The sequence below is a fragment of the Aquiflexum gelatinilyticum genome, from assembly GCF_024741135.1.
Lineage (GTDB): Bacteria > Bacteroidota > Bacteroidia > Cytophagales > Cyclobacteriaceae > Cognataquiflexum > Cognataquiflexum gelatinilyticum.
This window is the reverse complement of record NZ_JANSUY010000002.1, coordinates 300,931-314,174: the sequence shown is the minus strand read 5'-3', so window position 1 is coordinate 314,174 and position 13,244 is coordinate 300,931. Positions and strand designations below refer to the sequence as shown.

Annotated in this window: 10 protein-coding genes; 3 read left to right on the top strand and 7 right to left on the bottom strand. The window is 43.2% G+C overall.

Annotated elements, in window-relative coordinates; genetic code table 11:
- Position 1 precedes the first annotated feature (1 nt).
- Entirely contained in the window at positions 2–697 is a 696-nt protein-coding gene (gene mtgA, locus NU887_RS05235) for a monofunctional biosynthetic peptidoglycan transglycosylase (protein WP_258422307.1), read from the top strand.
- A 6-nt stretch (positions 698–703) separates the two neighbouring features.
- Here the strand turns inward: mtgA and NU887_RS05230 are convergent, their stop codons facing one another.
- From NU887_RS05230 to NU887_RS05205, 6 genes are all read right to left on the bottom strand, one after another.
- The gene (locus NU887_RS05230) at positions 704–2,221 is read right to left on the bottom strand and encodes a GH3 auxin-responsive promoter family protein (RefSeq protein ID WP_258422306.1); all 1,518 of its coding nucleotides are present in this window, start codon (positions 2,219–2,221) and stop codon (positions 704–706) included.
- Positions 2,221–2,958 carry an LPS export ABC transporter ATP-binding protein gene (gene lptB / locus NU887_RS05225; RefSeq protein WP_258422489.1) on the bottom strand — a complete coding sequence of 246 codons (738 nt, stop codon included), beginning with the start codon at positions 2,956–2,958 and terminating at the stop codon, positions 2,221–2,223. Before lptB ends, NU887_RS05230 begins: the two co-directional genes overlap by 1 nt.
- A 2-nt stretch (positions 2,959–2,960) precedes the next feature.
- Positions 2,961–4,685, bottom strand: a complete 1,725-nt coding sequence (recJ, locus tag NU887_RS05220; protein WP_258422305.1) for a single-stranded-DNA-specific exonuclease RecJ — start codon at positions 4,683–4,685, stop codon at positions 2,961–2,963.
- Between the two features lie 138 nt (positions 4,686–4,823).
- Positions 4,824–5,408: a YceI family protein gene (locus NU887_RS05215; RefSeq protein WP_258422304.1), complete on the bottom strand. Its 585-nt coding sequence runs from the start codon at positions 5,406–5,408 to the stop codon at positions 4,824–4,826.
- A gap of 117 nt (positions 5,409–5,525) precedes the next feature.
- The gene (locus NU887_RS05210; RefSeq protein ID WP_258422303.1) at positions 5,526–8,672 is read right to left on the bottom strand and encodes a VPS10 domain-containing protein; all 3,147 of its coding nucleotides are present in this window, start codon (positions 8,670–8,672) and stop codon (positions 5,526–5,528) included.
- An 86-nt stretch (positions 8,673–8,758) separates the two neighbouring features.
- Entirely contained in the window at positions 8,759–9,463 is a 705-nt protein-coding gene (locus tag NU887_RS05205; protein ID WP_258422302.1) for an NUDIX hydrolase, read from the bottom strand.
- 102 nt (positions 9,464–9,565) lie between these two features.
- On the opposite strand from NU887_RS05205, the gene NU887_RS05200 reads away from it, so the two are divergent.
- On the top strand, positions 9,566–11,200 hold the full coding sequence (locus tag NU887_RS05200) for a carboxylesterase/lipase family protein (protein WP_258422301.1): 1,635 nt from the start codon (positions 9,566–9,568) through the stop codon (positions 11,198–11,200).
- 136 nt (positions 11,201–11,336) lie between these two features.
- Here NU887_RS05200 and NU887_RS05195 read toward each other — a convergent pair whose 3' ends face one another.
- Positions 11,337–11,786 carry a GlcG/HbpS family heme-binding protein gene (locus NU887_RS05195; protein WP_338080972.1) on the bottom strand — a complete coding sequence of 150 codons (450 nt, stop codon included), beginning with the start codon at positions 11,784–11,786 and terminating at the stop codon, positions 11,337–11,339.
- A 137-nt stretch (positions 11,787–11,923) separates the two neighbouring features.
- On the opposite strand from NU887_RS05195, the gene NU887_RS05190 reads away from it, so the two are divergent.
- Positions 11,924–13,027 (top strand): Gfo/Idh/MocA family protein, encoded by a 1,104-nt coding sequence (locus NU887_RS05190; protein ID WP_258422299.1) that lies wholly within the window; start codon positions 11,924–11,926, stop codon positions 13,025–13,027.
- The last annotated feature ends 217 nt before the right edge of the window (positions 13,028–13,244 follow it).

Below are 13,244 nucleotides of genomic sequence, written 5' to 3'. Positions count from 1 at the left end.
CATGAAATTCATCAAGAAAATCTTCCGATTCATTTTTAAAATTGCCCTTTGGTTTTTCATCATATCCATTGGTCTAACCCTTATTTATAGGTTTATCCCTGTTCCGGTGACACCATTGATGGTGATCCGACTTTGGGAACAGGCTTGGGACGAAAAGAAAGATGTCAGGTTATACAAAGATTGGGTTTCTATAAATAATATTTCCAAGCACATGCCACAGGCAGTATATGCGGCCGAAGACCAAAAATTCTTGGAACACAATGGCTTTGATTGGAAGGCAATGGAAGAAGCTTGGGAGAAAAACAAAAAAGGCAAACGCATCAAAGGCGCGAGCACCATCAGTCAACAGACTGCCAAAAACGTCTTCCTTTGGCCGTCAAGAAACCTCGTCAGAAAAGGACTGGAAGCTTATTTTACATTTTTAATAGAATTGATTTGGTCCAAAGAACGCATCATGGAAGTATATCTCAATGTCATCGAAATGGGCCCTGGCATCTATGGCATCGAAGCGGCCTCACAGACTTTCTATAACCGTCCGGCTTCCAAACTCACCCGTCAGCAGGCGGCCATGATTGCAGCTGTATTGCCCAATCCCATCCGGTGGTCACCGGCAAAACCAACCGGCTATATCCGTGGCAGGCAATCCTGGATCTTGCGACAGATGAATAACCTTGCCCCGATAGGGTTTGGGAGTTGAAATAAATCACATCAACTTCAACACCTCTTCGATATATTCACGGCTATTAGAAAGCCTTGGGACTTTGTTTTGGCCTCCCAATTTTCCTTTGGATTTGAGCCATTTTTCGAAAACGCCCTCAGGGACAAAATGGATTTTTGGCGCAATCAAGGCCAAGTCCTTGTACCGCTTGGCATCATAATCAGAATTGACTTCCCGTAGGGTGGCATCCAAGGTTTCAAGAAATTTTTTCTCATCTGAGGGTAACTGCCTGAATTCTATGATCCATTCATGGGCCGCTTTGCTTTTGGAATCTCCAAAATAAATTGGTGCTGCGGTGTAATTGGTAATGGTAGCATTGGTTGCTTCTGCCGCTGCTTGAATGGCCTTATCGGCATTTTCGACGATCACTTCTTCACCAAATGCATTGATAAAGTGCTTGGTCCTGCCGGAGATTTTGATTCGATAGGGCGAGGTATTGGTAAACTTAACCGTATCACCGATGGCATACCGCCACAAACCCGCATTGGTAGTGATCAGCATCGCATAATTTTTACCAACCTCAACCTCAGATAGAGGAATTGCTTTTGGGGATTCATTGGTGATATCTTCCATAGGGATAAACTCATAAAAAATCCCATAATCCAACATCAACAAAAGTTCTTCGGACTCCTTTTGGTCCTGAATTCCAAAAAAGCCCTCTGAGGCATTGTAAATCTCCAGATACCGCATTTTGGATGACGGAATCAATTCCTTGAACAGATTTCGGTATGGCCCAAAAGCCACTGCCCCATGAAAAAACACTTCAAGGTTTGGCCATACTTCTAGGATGTTTCTTGCATTTTTGAGTTCGAGGATCCGCTGAATCAGGACGATGGTCCAAGTCGGAACCCCGGCGATACTGACCACATTTTCATCCATCACCTCCTGTGCCATGCGTTCGATTTTGGCTTCCCATTCTCCCATCAAAGCGACATCAAGACTTGGCGTCCGTGCAAACTGTACCCACAGCGGAAGGTTGTGCATGATGACGGCCGAAATGTCTCCGACCTGACTTTCACTTTCGCCGTTGAATGGATTTTTGGAAAGGCTTCCTCCTATACTCAGGCTTTTGCCTGTAAATAATTTACTGTCAGGATAATTGCCCACATACAGGGAAAGCATGTCTTTTCCTCCTTTGAAATGGCAATCTTCCAGAGATTCTTCAGAAACAGGTATGTATTTGCTTCTGCTCGAGGTAGTCCCGGAGGATTTTGAAAACCAGATGATTTCTGAAGGCCAAAGTACGTTTTGCTTTCCTTTCATCGTCTTTTCGATGTAGGGAGTCATCTGCTCGTAACTGTGGACCGGAACCTGATTTGCAAAATCCCTGTAAGTACGGATTTTTGAAAACAAGTACTTTTTCCCAAATTCGGTGTCCTCTGCCTTTTCGATCAATTCAAAAAGGAGCTTTTCCTGTACTTCAATGGGGTTGGTTTTAAAATTTTCGATTTGACCTATCCTGTTCTTAAAAATCCAGGTCATAAAAGTATTGACGACTTCCATCAGTTAAAAACTTTGCGTTTGAGTACAAATTGCTGTCCTAAATAAACCCTTCTGACCTGCTCATCAGCTGCCAATTCTTCGGCAGTTCCGGCCTTGAGCAATTTTCCTTCAAACATCAGGTAAGCCCTGTCTGTGATGGAAAGCGTCTCGTTGACATTGTGGTCCGTGATCAAAATTCCGATATTTTTGGTCTTCAGCTTGGCGACGATGCCTTGGATTTCCTCCACAGCTATAGGATCCACGCCCGCAAACGGCTCATCCAACAACACAAACTTTGGATCCACTGCAAGAGCCCTTGCAATCTCCGTTCTTCTTCTTTCTCCTCCCGAAAGCACCATACCGAGATTTTTTCTGACATGGGTCAGGCTGAATTCCTCCAAGAGTGATTCCACTTTTTCCTTGCGCTCCACCTTGGATTTGTTGGTCATCTCCAATACGGCCATGATGTTTTCTTCCACAGATAATTTTCTGAAAACAGATGCTTCCTGAGCAAGGTAACCAATACCCAATTTGGCTCTTTTGTACATCGGCAGCTTGGTGATATTTTGGTCTTCCAAAAAAATTTCCCCTTCATTGGGTTGGATCAAACCAACGATCATGTAAAAAGACGTTGTTTTTCCTGCACCGTTTGGCCCAAGCAATCCCACGATTTCTCCCTGTTGTACTTCCACAGAAATGTGGTTGACCACCCTTCGGCCTTTATATATTTTCACTAGGTTGTCTGCCCTCAGCTTCATCATCAATCAAATTTTATGTCTTTCACGTACAGTTGCAAGCTACTGTTATTTCTAAATGTATTTTCCCGGATCTCAAATGCTAAATCAAAACGCATTTTTCGGTTCAGCATCTTATACATGATCTCATCTGGATACATATTTTTGTCAGCCATTCCGAAAGCAATACAAACTGGTTTGGTTTCCTGACCATCCTGCACCACATTGAACCTGAGGTGTTTGTCCTTGAGAATCCTCACATCTTCTGCATACACCTGATTGACGCAAAAGATCGGTTCAGGATTGCCCGGTCCAAATGGTGCCATCTGTTTCAAAATATTGAAAAACCTGTAATTGATCTGGTCTAAGAGGATCTCATCATCCACCTCAAGGACAGGTTTCATGTGAATTTCATTGATGCGGGCACTGACTACTTCCTCAAAGCGCTCCTGAAAAGCCGGTACATTGGCTACCGAAAGTGTCAATCCTGCAGCGTACTTATGGCCTCCAAATTGCTCTAACAGGTCGCTGCATTCGCTGATGGCTTCGTAGATATCAAAGTCAAAAACCGAACGGGCACTTCCTGTTGCCTTGCTATTGGACTCGGTGAGGATGATGGTAGGACGGTAATACTTTTCTATACACCTTGACGCAACAATTCCGATGACTCCTTTGTGCCAATCTTCTTTGAACAATACTGTGGTTTTTCTGTGCCTGATTTCCTCCATTCCATGGATCATCGTCAGCGCCTCCTTGGTAATGTTTTCATCAAAGTTTTTGCGGGCAGCATTTACTGTATCCACTATTTCAGCTCTCGCAAGGGCATCCTCTAGATCATCAGAGATCAAAAGTTCGACAGATGCTTTGGCATGTTCCAACCTCCCGGAAGCATTGATTCTTGGTCCGATTTTGAATACAATATCTGAAATTTCTATTTCCTTTTCTATTTTGCTCCTCAGGATCAATGCTTTCAGCCCAGGTCTTGGGTTGTTGTTGATCTTCTCAATGCCATAAAAAGTCAGAATTCTGTTTTCTCCTGTAATCGGGACAATATCTGCGGCGATGCTTACGGCGAGTAAATCCAGATAGGCCATTACTTTGGCCGGATCTTCTTTTCTGTAATCAGAAAATGCCTGAACCAATTTAAATCCGACACCACAACCGCTCAATTCTTTATAAGGGTATTCGCAGTCACTTCTCTTTGGATCCAAAATCGCTACCGCAGGTGGCAAAATATCTCCGGGAGTGTGGTGGTCGCAAATGATAAAATCGACTCCGAGCTCTTTGGCCAAAGCTACCTTTTCGATGGCTTTGATCCCGCAATCGAGAGAAACTACCAAACTGAAATTGTTTTCTGCTGCAAAGCGAACACCTTTTTCAGAAATGCCATATCCCTCTTTGTACCTGTCAGGAATATAAAAACTGACATGGGAATAAAATTGCTTCAAAAACCCATAAAACATGGCCACGGAGGTGGTACCATCTACGTCGTAATCTCCGTATACCAGTATTTTTTCCTCTTTTTGGATAGCCAATGCCAATCTCTCCACAGCCTTGTCCATGTCCTTCATCAAATAAGGATCATGTAACTTATCCGGATCCGGTCTAAAAAAATCTTTGGCTTTCTGAAAAGTATCCACCCCTCTGTTGACAAGCATATTGGCCAAGGTCTGGTTGAGATTGATTTCTTTCCCCAGAGATTCCACGGCTTTAGGATCTGCTTTTTCCCTGATTATCCATTTATACTCCATTTGGCTAAATTACTAAAGTGTTTGCCTTTATTACCTTCGCCTCATTCAATTATTTAGGAAAATTAACACTTGATAGCCCTTAAAAACAAAAAGCCCAATTCCGAATTCGGAATTGGGCTTCGAAAATAAAATTTATCATTAATTCATGGCTACCAATTTGACATCCAAAGTGACATCATCGTAGATCAGTTTGTCAGCCAAATCTTCAAAATAACTTCCTGATCTGTATTTGATATCATATTTTGTCCTGTCAAAAGTGATGGTACCGGTTGCAGTGATTTTATTGCCTGCTACCTCGACTTTGGCTGGGAAGGTGACAGGGGCTGTGATGCCTTTGATGGTAAGGTCACCTGTGATTTCATAATCTTTTCCGTTGGAGGATTTTGCCTGCTTGATGACAAAGGTTGATTTATTAAACTTTGCAACTGAGAAGAAGTCATCAGACTTCAAATGGTCTGTCAATCTTTTGTTGGAACCTGCATCGGTGATGTCCTCCACAGTCAGGGATGTCATGTCCATTTCAAAGGAACCACCGGTGATTTTTCCGTTTGCATAATCAAGCTTGGCATCAGCCAAAGGCACTTTACCGTAATGTTCTCCGGTTACTTTCTTCGCTTTCCAAGTGAGGGTACTTTCTGAAATACTTACTGTAGCCGGAACAGGGCTATCAACAAAAGTGATTACTGAAGCTAATAGGATAATGAATGAGGCAATGATTTTCATAATGTGTAATTGTTTTGGTTTGGAGTAAATTAAAAGAGAGGTTTTGAAAACCTCTCTTTTAGACTCATATGAAAGAAAAAAGTTTAATTCTTTTGGATTAATTTAATCTACATAATTTTAATTGATGATTACGGCAGGAAGATTCTGTGCCTTGAATTTTTCATTGTACTGCTTGATGTCATTTTCTATCAAGTTTTTCAAATCCGATTTATATCCTTCCCATTCCTTATCCAAATCCACCAAACGCTGTTTTGAACCCGCTGTAAGCCTTGGATCATGCACATCTACTGTTGCCCTGAGGTCAAAGTATTGGGCATTTAACTGACTCGGAAAATTGATGACATCCTGGAAATTAGCCTGACGGGTTTCGACGAGCTTGGCTTCCCAATCCACCAACTTTTGGATCAAATCCTTACCGGCCTGATAGAGTGCTTTTGCATCTTCTTTATCTTCCAACAATGAATTATGGTGCTCTATCTGACTTTTAACTTTCCTCATGTCATTCACTGATTGGTGGATATCTGTGATGGATAATGCTGCCATTTCGAGCAACGCCTGCTGTTCTTTCCAATCCTGTGAGCTGATGTTTTTGAGATTTGGATCCTGTACTACTTCGATTTCGGTTTCGGAAACAGCTCCATTATAGCTAAGCCTCGCCTTGTATTTTCCCGGAGCTACACGGTGTCCGCTGTAATCCCCATAGACAAAAGCATTGGGAATATCCAATAGCGTTTCTCCTCTAAAATTCCATGCAAACCTGTTCAATCCTTTTTTGGCAGGAATCACCTGTTCAGGAGAAGGTCCGCCGGAAAAGGGTTTGAAACTTTCATCCTTCATCGAAGAATAAGACCGGATGACTATGCCTGACCCGTCGAGGATTTCAAGTGTAACTTCCAATGAGTCTATTTTTTCGGGCAAATAATAATCCAAAATCACGCCCGTTGCAGGGTTTTGTCCGATTCCCGGAGGAAGGTCCATCCAAGAAGGAATGTATCCTTCGTACTTGTATGTCGGCTTTGGGGAATAAATTTTCAGTCCTGAGAAATTCCCTTTAGACTGCTGAAGGGCACTGAGGTCATCCAAAATCCAAAAAGCCCTTCCTGCTGTGGAGATGACCAAATCATTATCAGCAAAAGTCATATCGGTGATTGGAACCAAAGGAAGGTTCAATTGGAGTTTTTGCCAATTTGAGCCGCCATTGAAAGAAATGTAAAAACCCCTTTCAGCACCTCCATACAAAAGACCTTTGGCTTTCTTGTCTTCTCTGATCACTTTGATAAAATCGTCTTTATCTATACCTGCATCTATTTTTGTCCAGGTTTTTCCATAGTCAATAGTCTTGAAAGACATATTCGAAAAATCATTGAACTTGTACCGTGTTGCGGCCACATAGGCGGTTCCTTTGTCATGTGGGGAAACTTCAATGGATTGGATCAGACTTTCGGGCAAACCGGAAGGGGTGATATTTTCCCATGTTTTTCCGCCGTCCTTGGTGATATGGACCAGACCACAATCACTTCCTGTATAAATCACTCCCTTTTCATGGATAGATTCTATGACATAGCTTAAGGTATTGTAATTTTCTCCACCCGCACCTTCATTGGTAATCGGTGCCCCACCAGGTCCTTGTTTGGATTCCTCATTTCGGGTGAGGTCAGGGCTGATTTCTTCCCATGACATGCCTCCGTCAGTGGTTTTGAAAAGAACATTTCCTCCATGGTAAATGGTATTGTAATCATGTGGAGAAGCAATGACCGGCGCATTCCAATTGAAACGGAACCGCATATCCTTGGCATCATAGGCCAAAATATTGGAGGGATATTGTCTGATGTCTTTGGTATGTCCGTGTTGGGTATCCATCACGTCAATCAATCCCTGGTAACAACCTCCATATAGCAAAACAGGGTTATTTGGGTCAAAAGCAATGAAAGCAGATTCACAACCCGGGCCGATAAACCAATCCTTATCTGTCAGTCCGATGTAGTTGTTTCTGCTGGCGATGACCAAAGACGTGTTGTCCTGCTGTCCTGCATAAAGTTTATAAGGGAAACCTGCATCCACATTGACCCTATAAAACTGTGCAGAAGGCTGATTGTCCTGGGTAGACCAACTTTTGCCAGCATCATAAGTAATCTCCGCGCCACCATCATCACCCAAAATCATATTGGATGGGTTGTTTGGATTGATCCAAAGGTCATGCGTATCGATATGCCTGACCGCCACAACAGTGAAATTTTTGCCACCATCGATTGATTTGGTCAAGGGTGAATTCAGTACATAAACCACATCGGCATTGACCGGGTCAGCCTCCACTTCCATATAATACCAAGACCTTGAGGTCAGCAATTGATTGTTTGTCATATGTGCCCAAGTTTCGCCGCCATTATCCGAACGATAGACACCGGCAACTGATTTCTCAGCTTCCACAATGGCGAAAACCCTTTCTGAATTGGCTCTTGAGACACTTACCCCGATTTTCCCCATTTCTGCAGGAAGACCATTGTTGATTTTTGCCCATGTATCTCCACCATCTACAGATTTCCAGATACCACAACCTGCACCGCCACTTTGTACCTGCCAAGGCAACCTGCGGTATTCCCACATTGCAGCATACAAAATCCTCGGGTTATTGAAATCCATGCTTAGGGAAGAAGCTCCGGTGTTTTGGTCAACATACAGTACTTTGGTCCAAGTAGTACCTCCGTCTGTACTTTTATAAATTCCCCTTTCCTCACTTGGCCCGTGTGCCGCACCCTGTGCCGCTACAAATACAATATCAGGATTGTCGGGATGGATGCTGATGTCTGAAATGTGACGGGTCTTCTCCAATCCCATGTTTTTCCAGGTTTTACCCCCATCGGTAGATTTATATACACCATCTCCAAAAGAAGTCATCACTCCCCGGATGGCATGTTCACCCATTCCAACATAGATCACATTGGGGTCCGATTCACTTACTGCGATTTCGCCCACAGAACCTGTTTTGAAAAAACCGTCTGACACATTGTGCCATGAAATACCGGCATTGTCTGTTTTCCAAAGACCACCACCTGTGTAGCCTACAAAAAACACCTGATCATTGTTTGGCACTCCGGAGACGGCATTGGACCTGCCTCCTCTGAATGGTCCAATGTTTCTCCATTTGAGTCCTTGGTACAATTCAGCATCAAACTGAGGAACAGATGCAGGATTGGATTTTCCTCTTTGGGAAAAAGTAGGAAAAGACATGAAAAGTATCATGCCGAATAAAATCAGTTTTTTCATGCTAAAGGTTGATTGGTTTTTTTGAATTTGGTGAAAAAAATTTAAAAAATATAATGAAGAGATTGAAACCAAGAATATTTGAGATGCTAGACCTTCTTAAAACTATACAGGTACGGGGCTTTATGGCTTTTGCCTGTGTAGAGCTTTTCATGTCTTTCGAGGATATCGAGCCCGAGCATCTTTCTTTGAAAAGTCGTTCTCCGGATTTTTTCGCCAAAAATCGCTTCATAAACCTGTTGGAGTTCATTCATAGTAAAGCGTTCAGGTAGCAGGTTTCCACCTATAAGCTTCCTTTCCAGATTTTCCCTCAAGGTCTGCAATGCTTTGGCCACGATCGCATTGTGGTCCAAAATCAGTTTGGGTAGGCTGTCGATTTCGTACCAAGCAATCGAATCGGACAATTCATCAGGGGTGAGGATCACCTTTTCAAAATTTATCAAGGCAAAATAAGAGACTGAAATAAACCTGTCCAGCATCCAATGGTCCGGATCTAAAAAAAAACCGTTCGCTTCCAAGATTGTCTGCATCACCTCAGGTTTGAACCTTGCCATGTTTCCAAAAGTATAAAACTGCTCCAGGTAGATATTGTCCAGACCCGTTCTTTCTTTCAGTCCGCGTTTTGCCGCCTCATCCAAGTCCTCCTCTTTCCTGACAAAACCTCCGGGCAAAGCCAGCCAGCCTGTATCATGGTATTCCATGAGCAGGATTTTCAACTTTCCTTTTGAGAAACCAAAAATAACCGAATCAAATGCGATATGGGGTAAAAAACCCTGCGTTTCAAGGACTGTCATGCTTTGGGGCGAATGAATCAAGCATCAAGTAAATAGGAAAAATGTTAACAAACAATTATTATTGTCTCAATATGTTACAATAGAACCAAATCCCAACCCAAAATGAAACATAGCCTATTCACTTTAGTTTTCCTTCTTATGACTTCATCTGCCATGTTTGCTCAGGGAAAAGACGCTTTTCCGGTACAGGCCACTATCAAAAACGGGATCATTGAAGGAGATTACAACACCAAGACCGGAATCCAAACCTACTTTGGAGTTCCATTTGCCAAACCTCCGGTAGGAGAATTGAGATGGAAAGCGCCACAACCATTGGATAACTGGAGCGGAGTGAAGGTCACCAAAGAATTTGGACCCCGACCTATGCAAAAACTCATTTGGGGCGATATGAATTCCCGCTCTAACGGCGTGAGTGAAGATTGTCTTTACCTGAATATCTGGACTCCGACAACCAGGACGAGCAAAGACCTGCCGGTTTTGGTCTACTTTTTTGGCGGGGGATTCGTAGCAGGCGACGGTGCCGAGCCGCGGTATGACGGTGAAAGCATGGCCAAAAAAGGCGTCGTCGTCGTGACAGTCAACTACCGACTCAACATCTTTGGCTTCCTTGCCCATCCTGAACTGAGTGCTGAAGCCCCTTACAAAGCTTCGGGAAACTACGCCTTGATGGACCAAGCAATGGCCCTGAAATGGGTCAATGAAAATATTGCCGCTTTTGGCGGAGACCCAAAGAAAGTGACCATTGCAGGTGAATCTGCAGGCTCAATTGCAGTGAGTTACCAAATGGCCTCTCCATTGTCCCGAAATCTGATTGCGGGTGCCATAGGAGAAAGTGGATCAGGTGTTTCGGCTTTGGCCCCGACCACTTTGGCAGAAGCTGAAAAAATCGGAGTAGAATTCCTGCAGAAATTCGGGGTCAAAAGCATTGCCGAAATGAGAAAAATGCCTGCCCGCGATATTTATGAGATGTACAATGAATCAGGCAGGTTTGGATTCCCTGTTGTCCTTGATGGACATGTACTTCCAAAAAGTTTGGTGGAAATATTCAATGCAAGAGAGCAGGCCCAGGTTCCTTTGCTTTTGGGCTGGAATACCCAGGAAAATCCTGCCGCAGCATTTATGCAGGGTTTACCTAATACCAAAGAAAATTTCATCACCAAAGTAAAGCAGGCTTATCCGAATGATTTTGAGGAAGTGTTGAAACTGTATCCGCATGAGACAGAAGAGCAGGTGGCTTACTCGGCCATGGATTTGGCAGGTGACAGGTTCATTTCTTACAGCACTTGGAAGTGGTTTGACCTTCACCGCAGCAACTCAGATCAACCTGTCTACCGATACCTGTATGCCAAACTGAGACCGCCGTTGGTGGATCAGACTTTGGAAACAGGCCTAGCAGGAGGGACTTCCAAAAGAGCAAACAATGCGCCTCCAAGACCAAAAGACCTCGGCGCACCACATGCCGCCGAAATCGAGTATGCCATGGGAAATCTTGACCGAATCAAAGAATTTGCCTGGACAGAAGATGATTATAAAACTTCAGAAACCATGCTGGAATTCTTCACCAACTTTGTCAAAACAGGTAATCCCAATGGAGAAGGCCTACCTGAATGGCCCAAGGCATTGCCTAAAGATGACAATCCTCCTGTGATGGTGATCAATACTGAATCCAAAACTGTCAAGGCCACCAATGATGCAAGGTACCGGTTCCATGACAGGTTCTTTAAGAACAACAAATAACTTCGCTCCCTATTAAACCATAGCCCCTTCTGATAATTTCAGAAGGGGATTTTTTGCGCCCACTATGATTTTTTGAATGATTATATAAAACCTTCAAGGAATGATTTTTGAAGGAATTTAATCTGGTTAAAAAAAATCAAAGCACTCCCAACCCCGCGGCTGCCACGATGCCATCTTGAACAGAGGTCACTCCTGAAACCCCGATTGCCCCGATTACTACCCCATCCTTTATGATGGGAACTCCTCCCTCTGAAGCAAAAACATTCGGCATGGATAAAGGACGGTTATTTCCCTGTGTGACCTGATCTTCAAAAACCTTGGATACTCTTTTGTAAAAAACAGCGGTCTTGGCTTTGGTCTGTGCCAAGTCAATGCTCCCCAGCTGAACCCCATCCATTCGTCTCAGCGTTATCAGGTGTCCGCCATCATCCAAAATCGCAATCACCACATTCCAGTTTTCCTGCTTTGCTTTGGCTTCGGCTGCGTCAGCCATCCGCATTGCTTCTTCTAGGGTAAGTACTGGTTTATGGGTTCCTTGGGCAAAAGCAAAAACAGGAAGGAGGAATAAAACGGTTAATAAGAGCATTTTCATAGTGTTTTGGATTATGTGAAAAATCGGATTCCCTTCTAATTTAAGGATTTTTTTGAACGATAGTCCAAAAATGGCTAAATTCAGGATGTTAAGATTTTTGACGACAACAATAAACCTTAAACCTATTAAATATGAAAAACTTCAACAGGAGGGATACCCTCAAAACCCTCACTCTTGTAACAGGAGCAAGTCTTTTTTCTCCATTTAGCTTAATTGCCTCGAGCAATTTTCAAAAGAAAGATAAACTTGGCGTTGCTTTGGTTGGCTTGGGATATTACAGTACTGATTTACTTGCACCGGGACTTCAGATTACCAAGCACTGCCACCTTGCCGGAATTGTAACAGGAACTCCTGCAAAAGCAGAAACCTGGAAAGCCAAATACAACATCCCGGAAAAGAACATATACAATTATGAAAACATGTCGGGTATTGCCAATAATCCTGATATCGATGTGATCTATATTGTCCTTCCACCTTCGATGCACATGGAATATGTGGTCAAGGCGGCGGCTACCGGCAAACATGTATGGTGTGAAAAACCCATGGCCATGACTGTACAGGAATGTCAGACCATGATCGATGCCTGCAAAAAAAATAAAGTGAGCCTTTCGATCGGCTACCGTTGTCAACACGAACCAAACACACTTGCCTACCAAAAAATAGTAAAGGAACGTCAACTCGGTAAAGTACTTCAAGTGGACTGTGCTGCAGGATATAGAGAAGGAAGGACTGACCATTGGAAACAAAAAAAAGAAATGGGCGGAGGCGTGATCTATGACATGGGTGTCTATGCCATTCAGGGCGCACGATTGGGCAGCGGCATGGAACCTATTGCCATCAATGCGGCCAAGGTGTGGACCGAAAGACCAGAAATCTACAAGGATGGGTTGGGTGAGATAGTCGAAGCCCAATTGGAATTTCCCGGTGGTGTGATCGGCAATATCAAAACTTCCTTTGCTGAAAACACCAACTTCCTCAACATCAAATGCGAAAAAGGCTTGATCGAAATGGCACCGTTTTCGGCCTATTCAGGCAATAAAGGAAAAAGCCCATTAGGAGAGATCAACTTCCCTTACCAGGTGCCTTGGCAACAAGCCAACCAAATGGACATGGATTCCTTGGCCATCATGGGAGGCAAGCCAATACCTGTTCCGGGCGAAGAAGGATTGAGAGATATCCGCATCGTCAATGCCATCCTCGAATCCGCCAAAACGGTGAAAAAGGTAATGATATAATCCCTGAAAAGTAAAATAATAAATACTTATAGCCGTATATCCTTTGGTCTTGGAGATTCAAAAAATGAAACTCCAAGACCAAATTTTTTTAATTAATTTTCAATAAAAAACTCATTTTCAACATGTTACTTTTTTGTTTAAAATTTGATTATTAGTTTTTTGACTAAAACGACTTTTTTTCAATCAAAAAAAATATCTTTGCCATGCTTATTTCACC

Excerpts from the sequence above, each read along its gene's own strand:
- mtgA (WP_258422307.1), top strand. The coding sequence starts at position 2 with ATGAAATTCATCAAGAAAATCTTCCGATTCATTTTTAAAATTGCCCTT.
- NU887_RS05230 (WP_258422306.1), bottom strand. The coding sequence starts at position 2,221 with ATGGAAGTCGTCAATACTTTTATGACCTGGATTTTTAAGAACAGGATA.
- lptB (WP_258422489.1), bottom strand. The coding sequence starts at position 2,958 with ATGAAGCTGAGGGCAGACAACCTAGTGAAAATATATAAAGGCCGAAGG.
- recJ (WP_258422305.1), bottom strand. The coding sequence starts at position 4,685 with ATGGAGTATAAATGGATAATCAGGGAAAAAGCAGATCCTAAAGCCGTG.
- NU887_RS05215 (WP_258422304.1), bottom strand. The coding sequence starts at position 5,408 with ATGAAAATCATTGCCTCATTCATTATCCTATTAGCTTCAGTAATCACT.
- NU887_RS05210 (WP_258422303.1), bottom strand. The coding sequence starts at position 8,672 with ATGAAAAAACTGATTTTATTCGGCATGATACTTTTCATGTCTTTTCCT.
- NU887_RS05205 (WP_258422302.1), bottom strand. The coding sequence starts at position 9,463 with ATGACAGTCCTTGAAACGCAGGGTTTTTTACCCCATATCGCATTTGAT.
- NU887_RS05200 (WP_258422301.1), top strand. The coding sequence starts at position 9,566 with ATGAAACATAGCCTATTCACTTTAGTTTTCCTTCTTATGACTTCATCT.
- NU887_RS05195 (WP_338080972.1), bottom strand. The coding sequence starts at position 11,786 with ATGCTCTTATTAACCGTTTTATTCCTCCTTCCTGTTTTTGCTTTTGCC.
- NU887_RS05190 (WP_258422299.1), top strand. The coding sequence starts at position 11,924 with ATGAAAAACTTCAACAGGAGGGATACCCTCAAAACCCTCACTCTTGTA.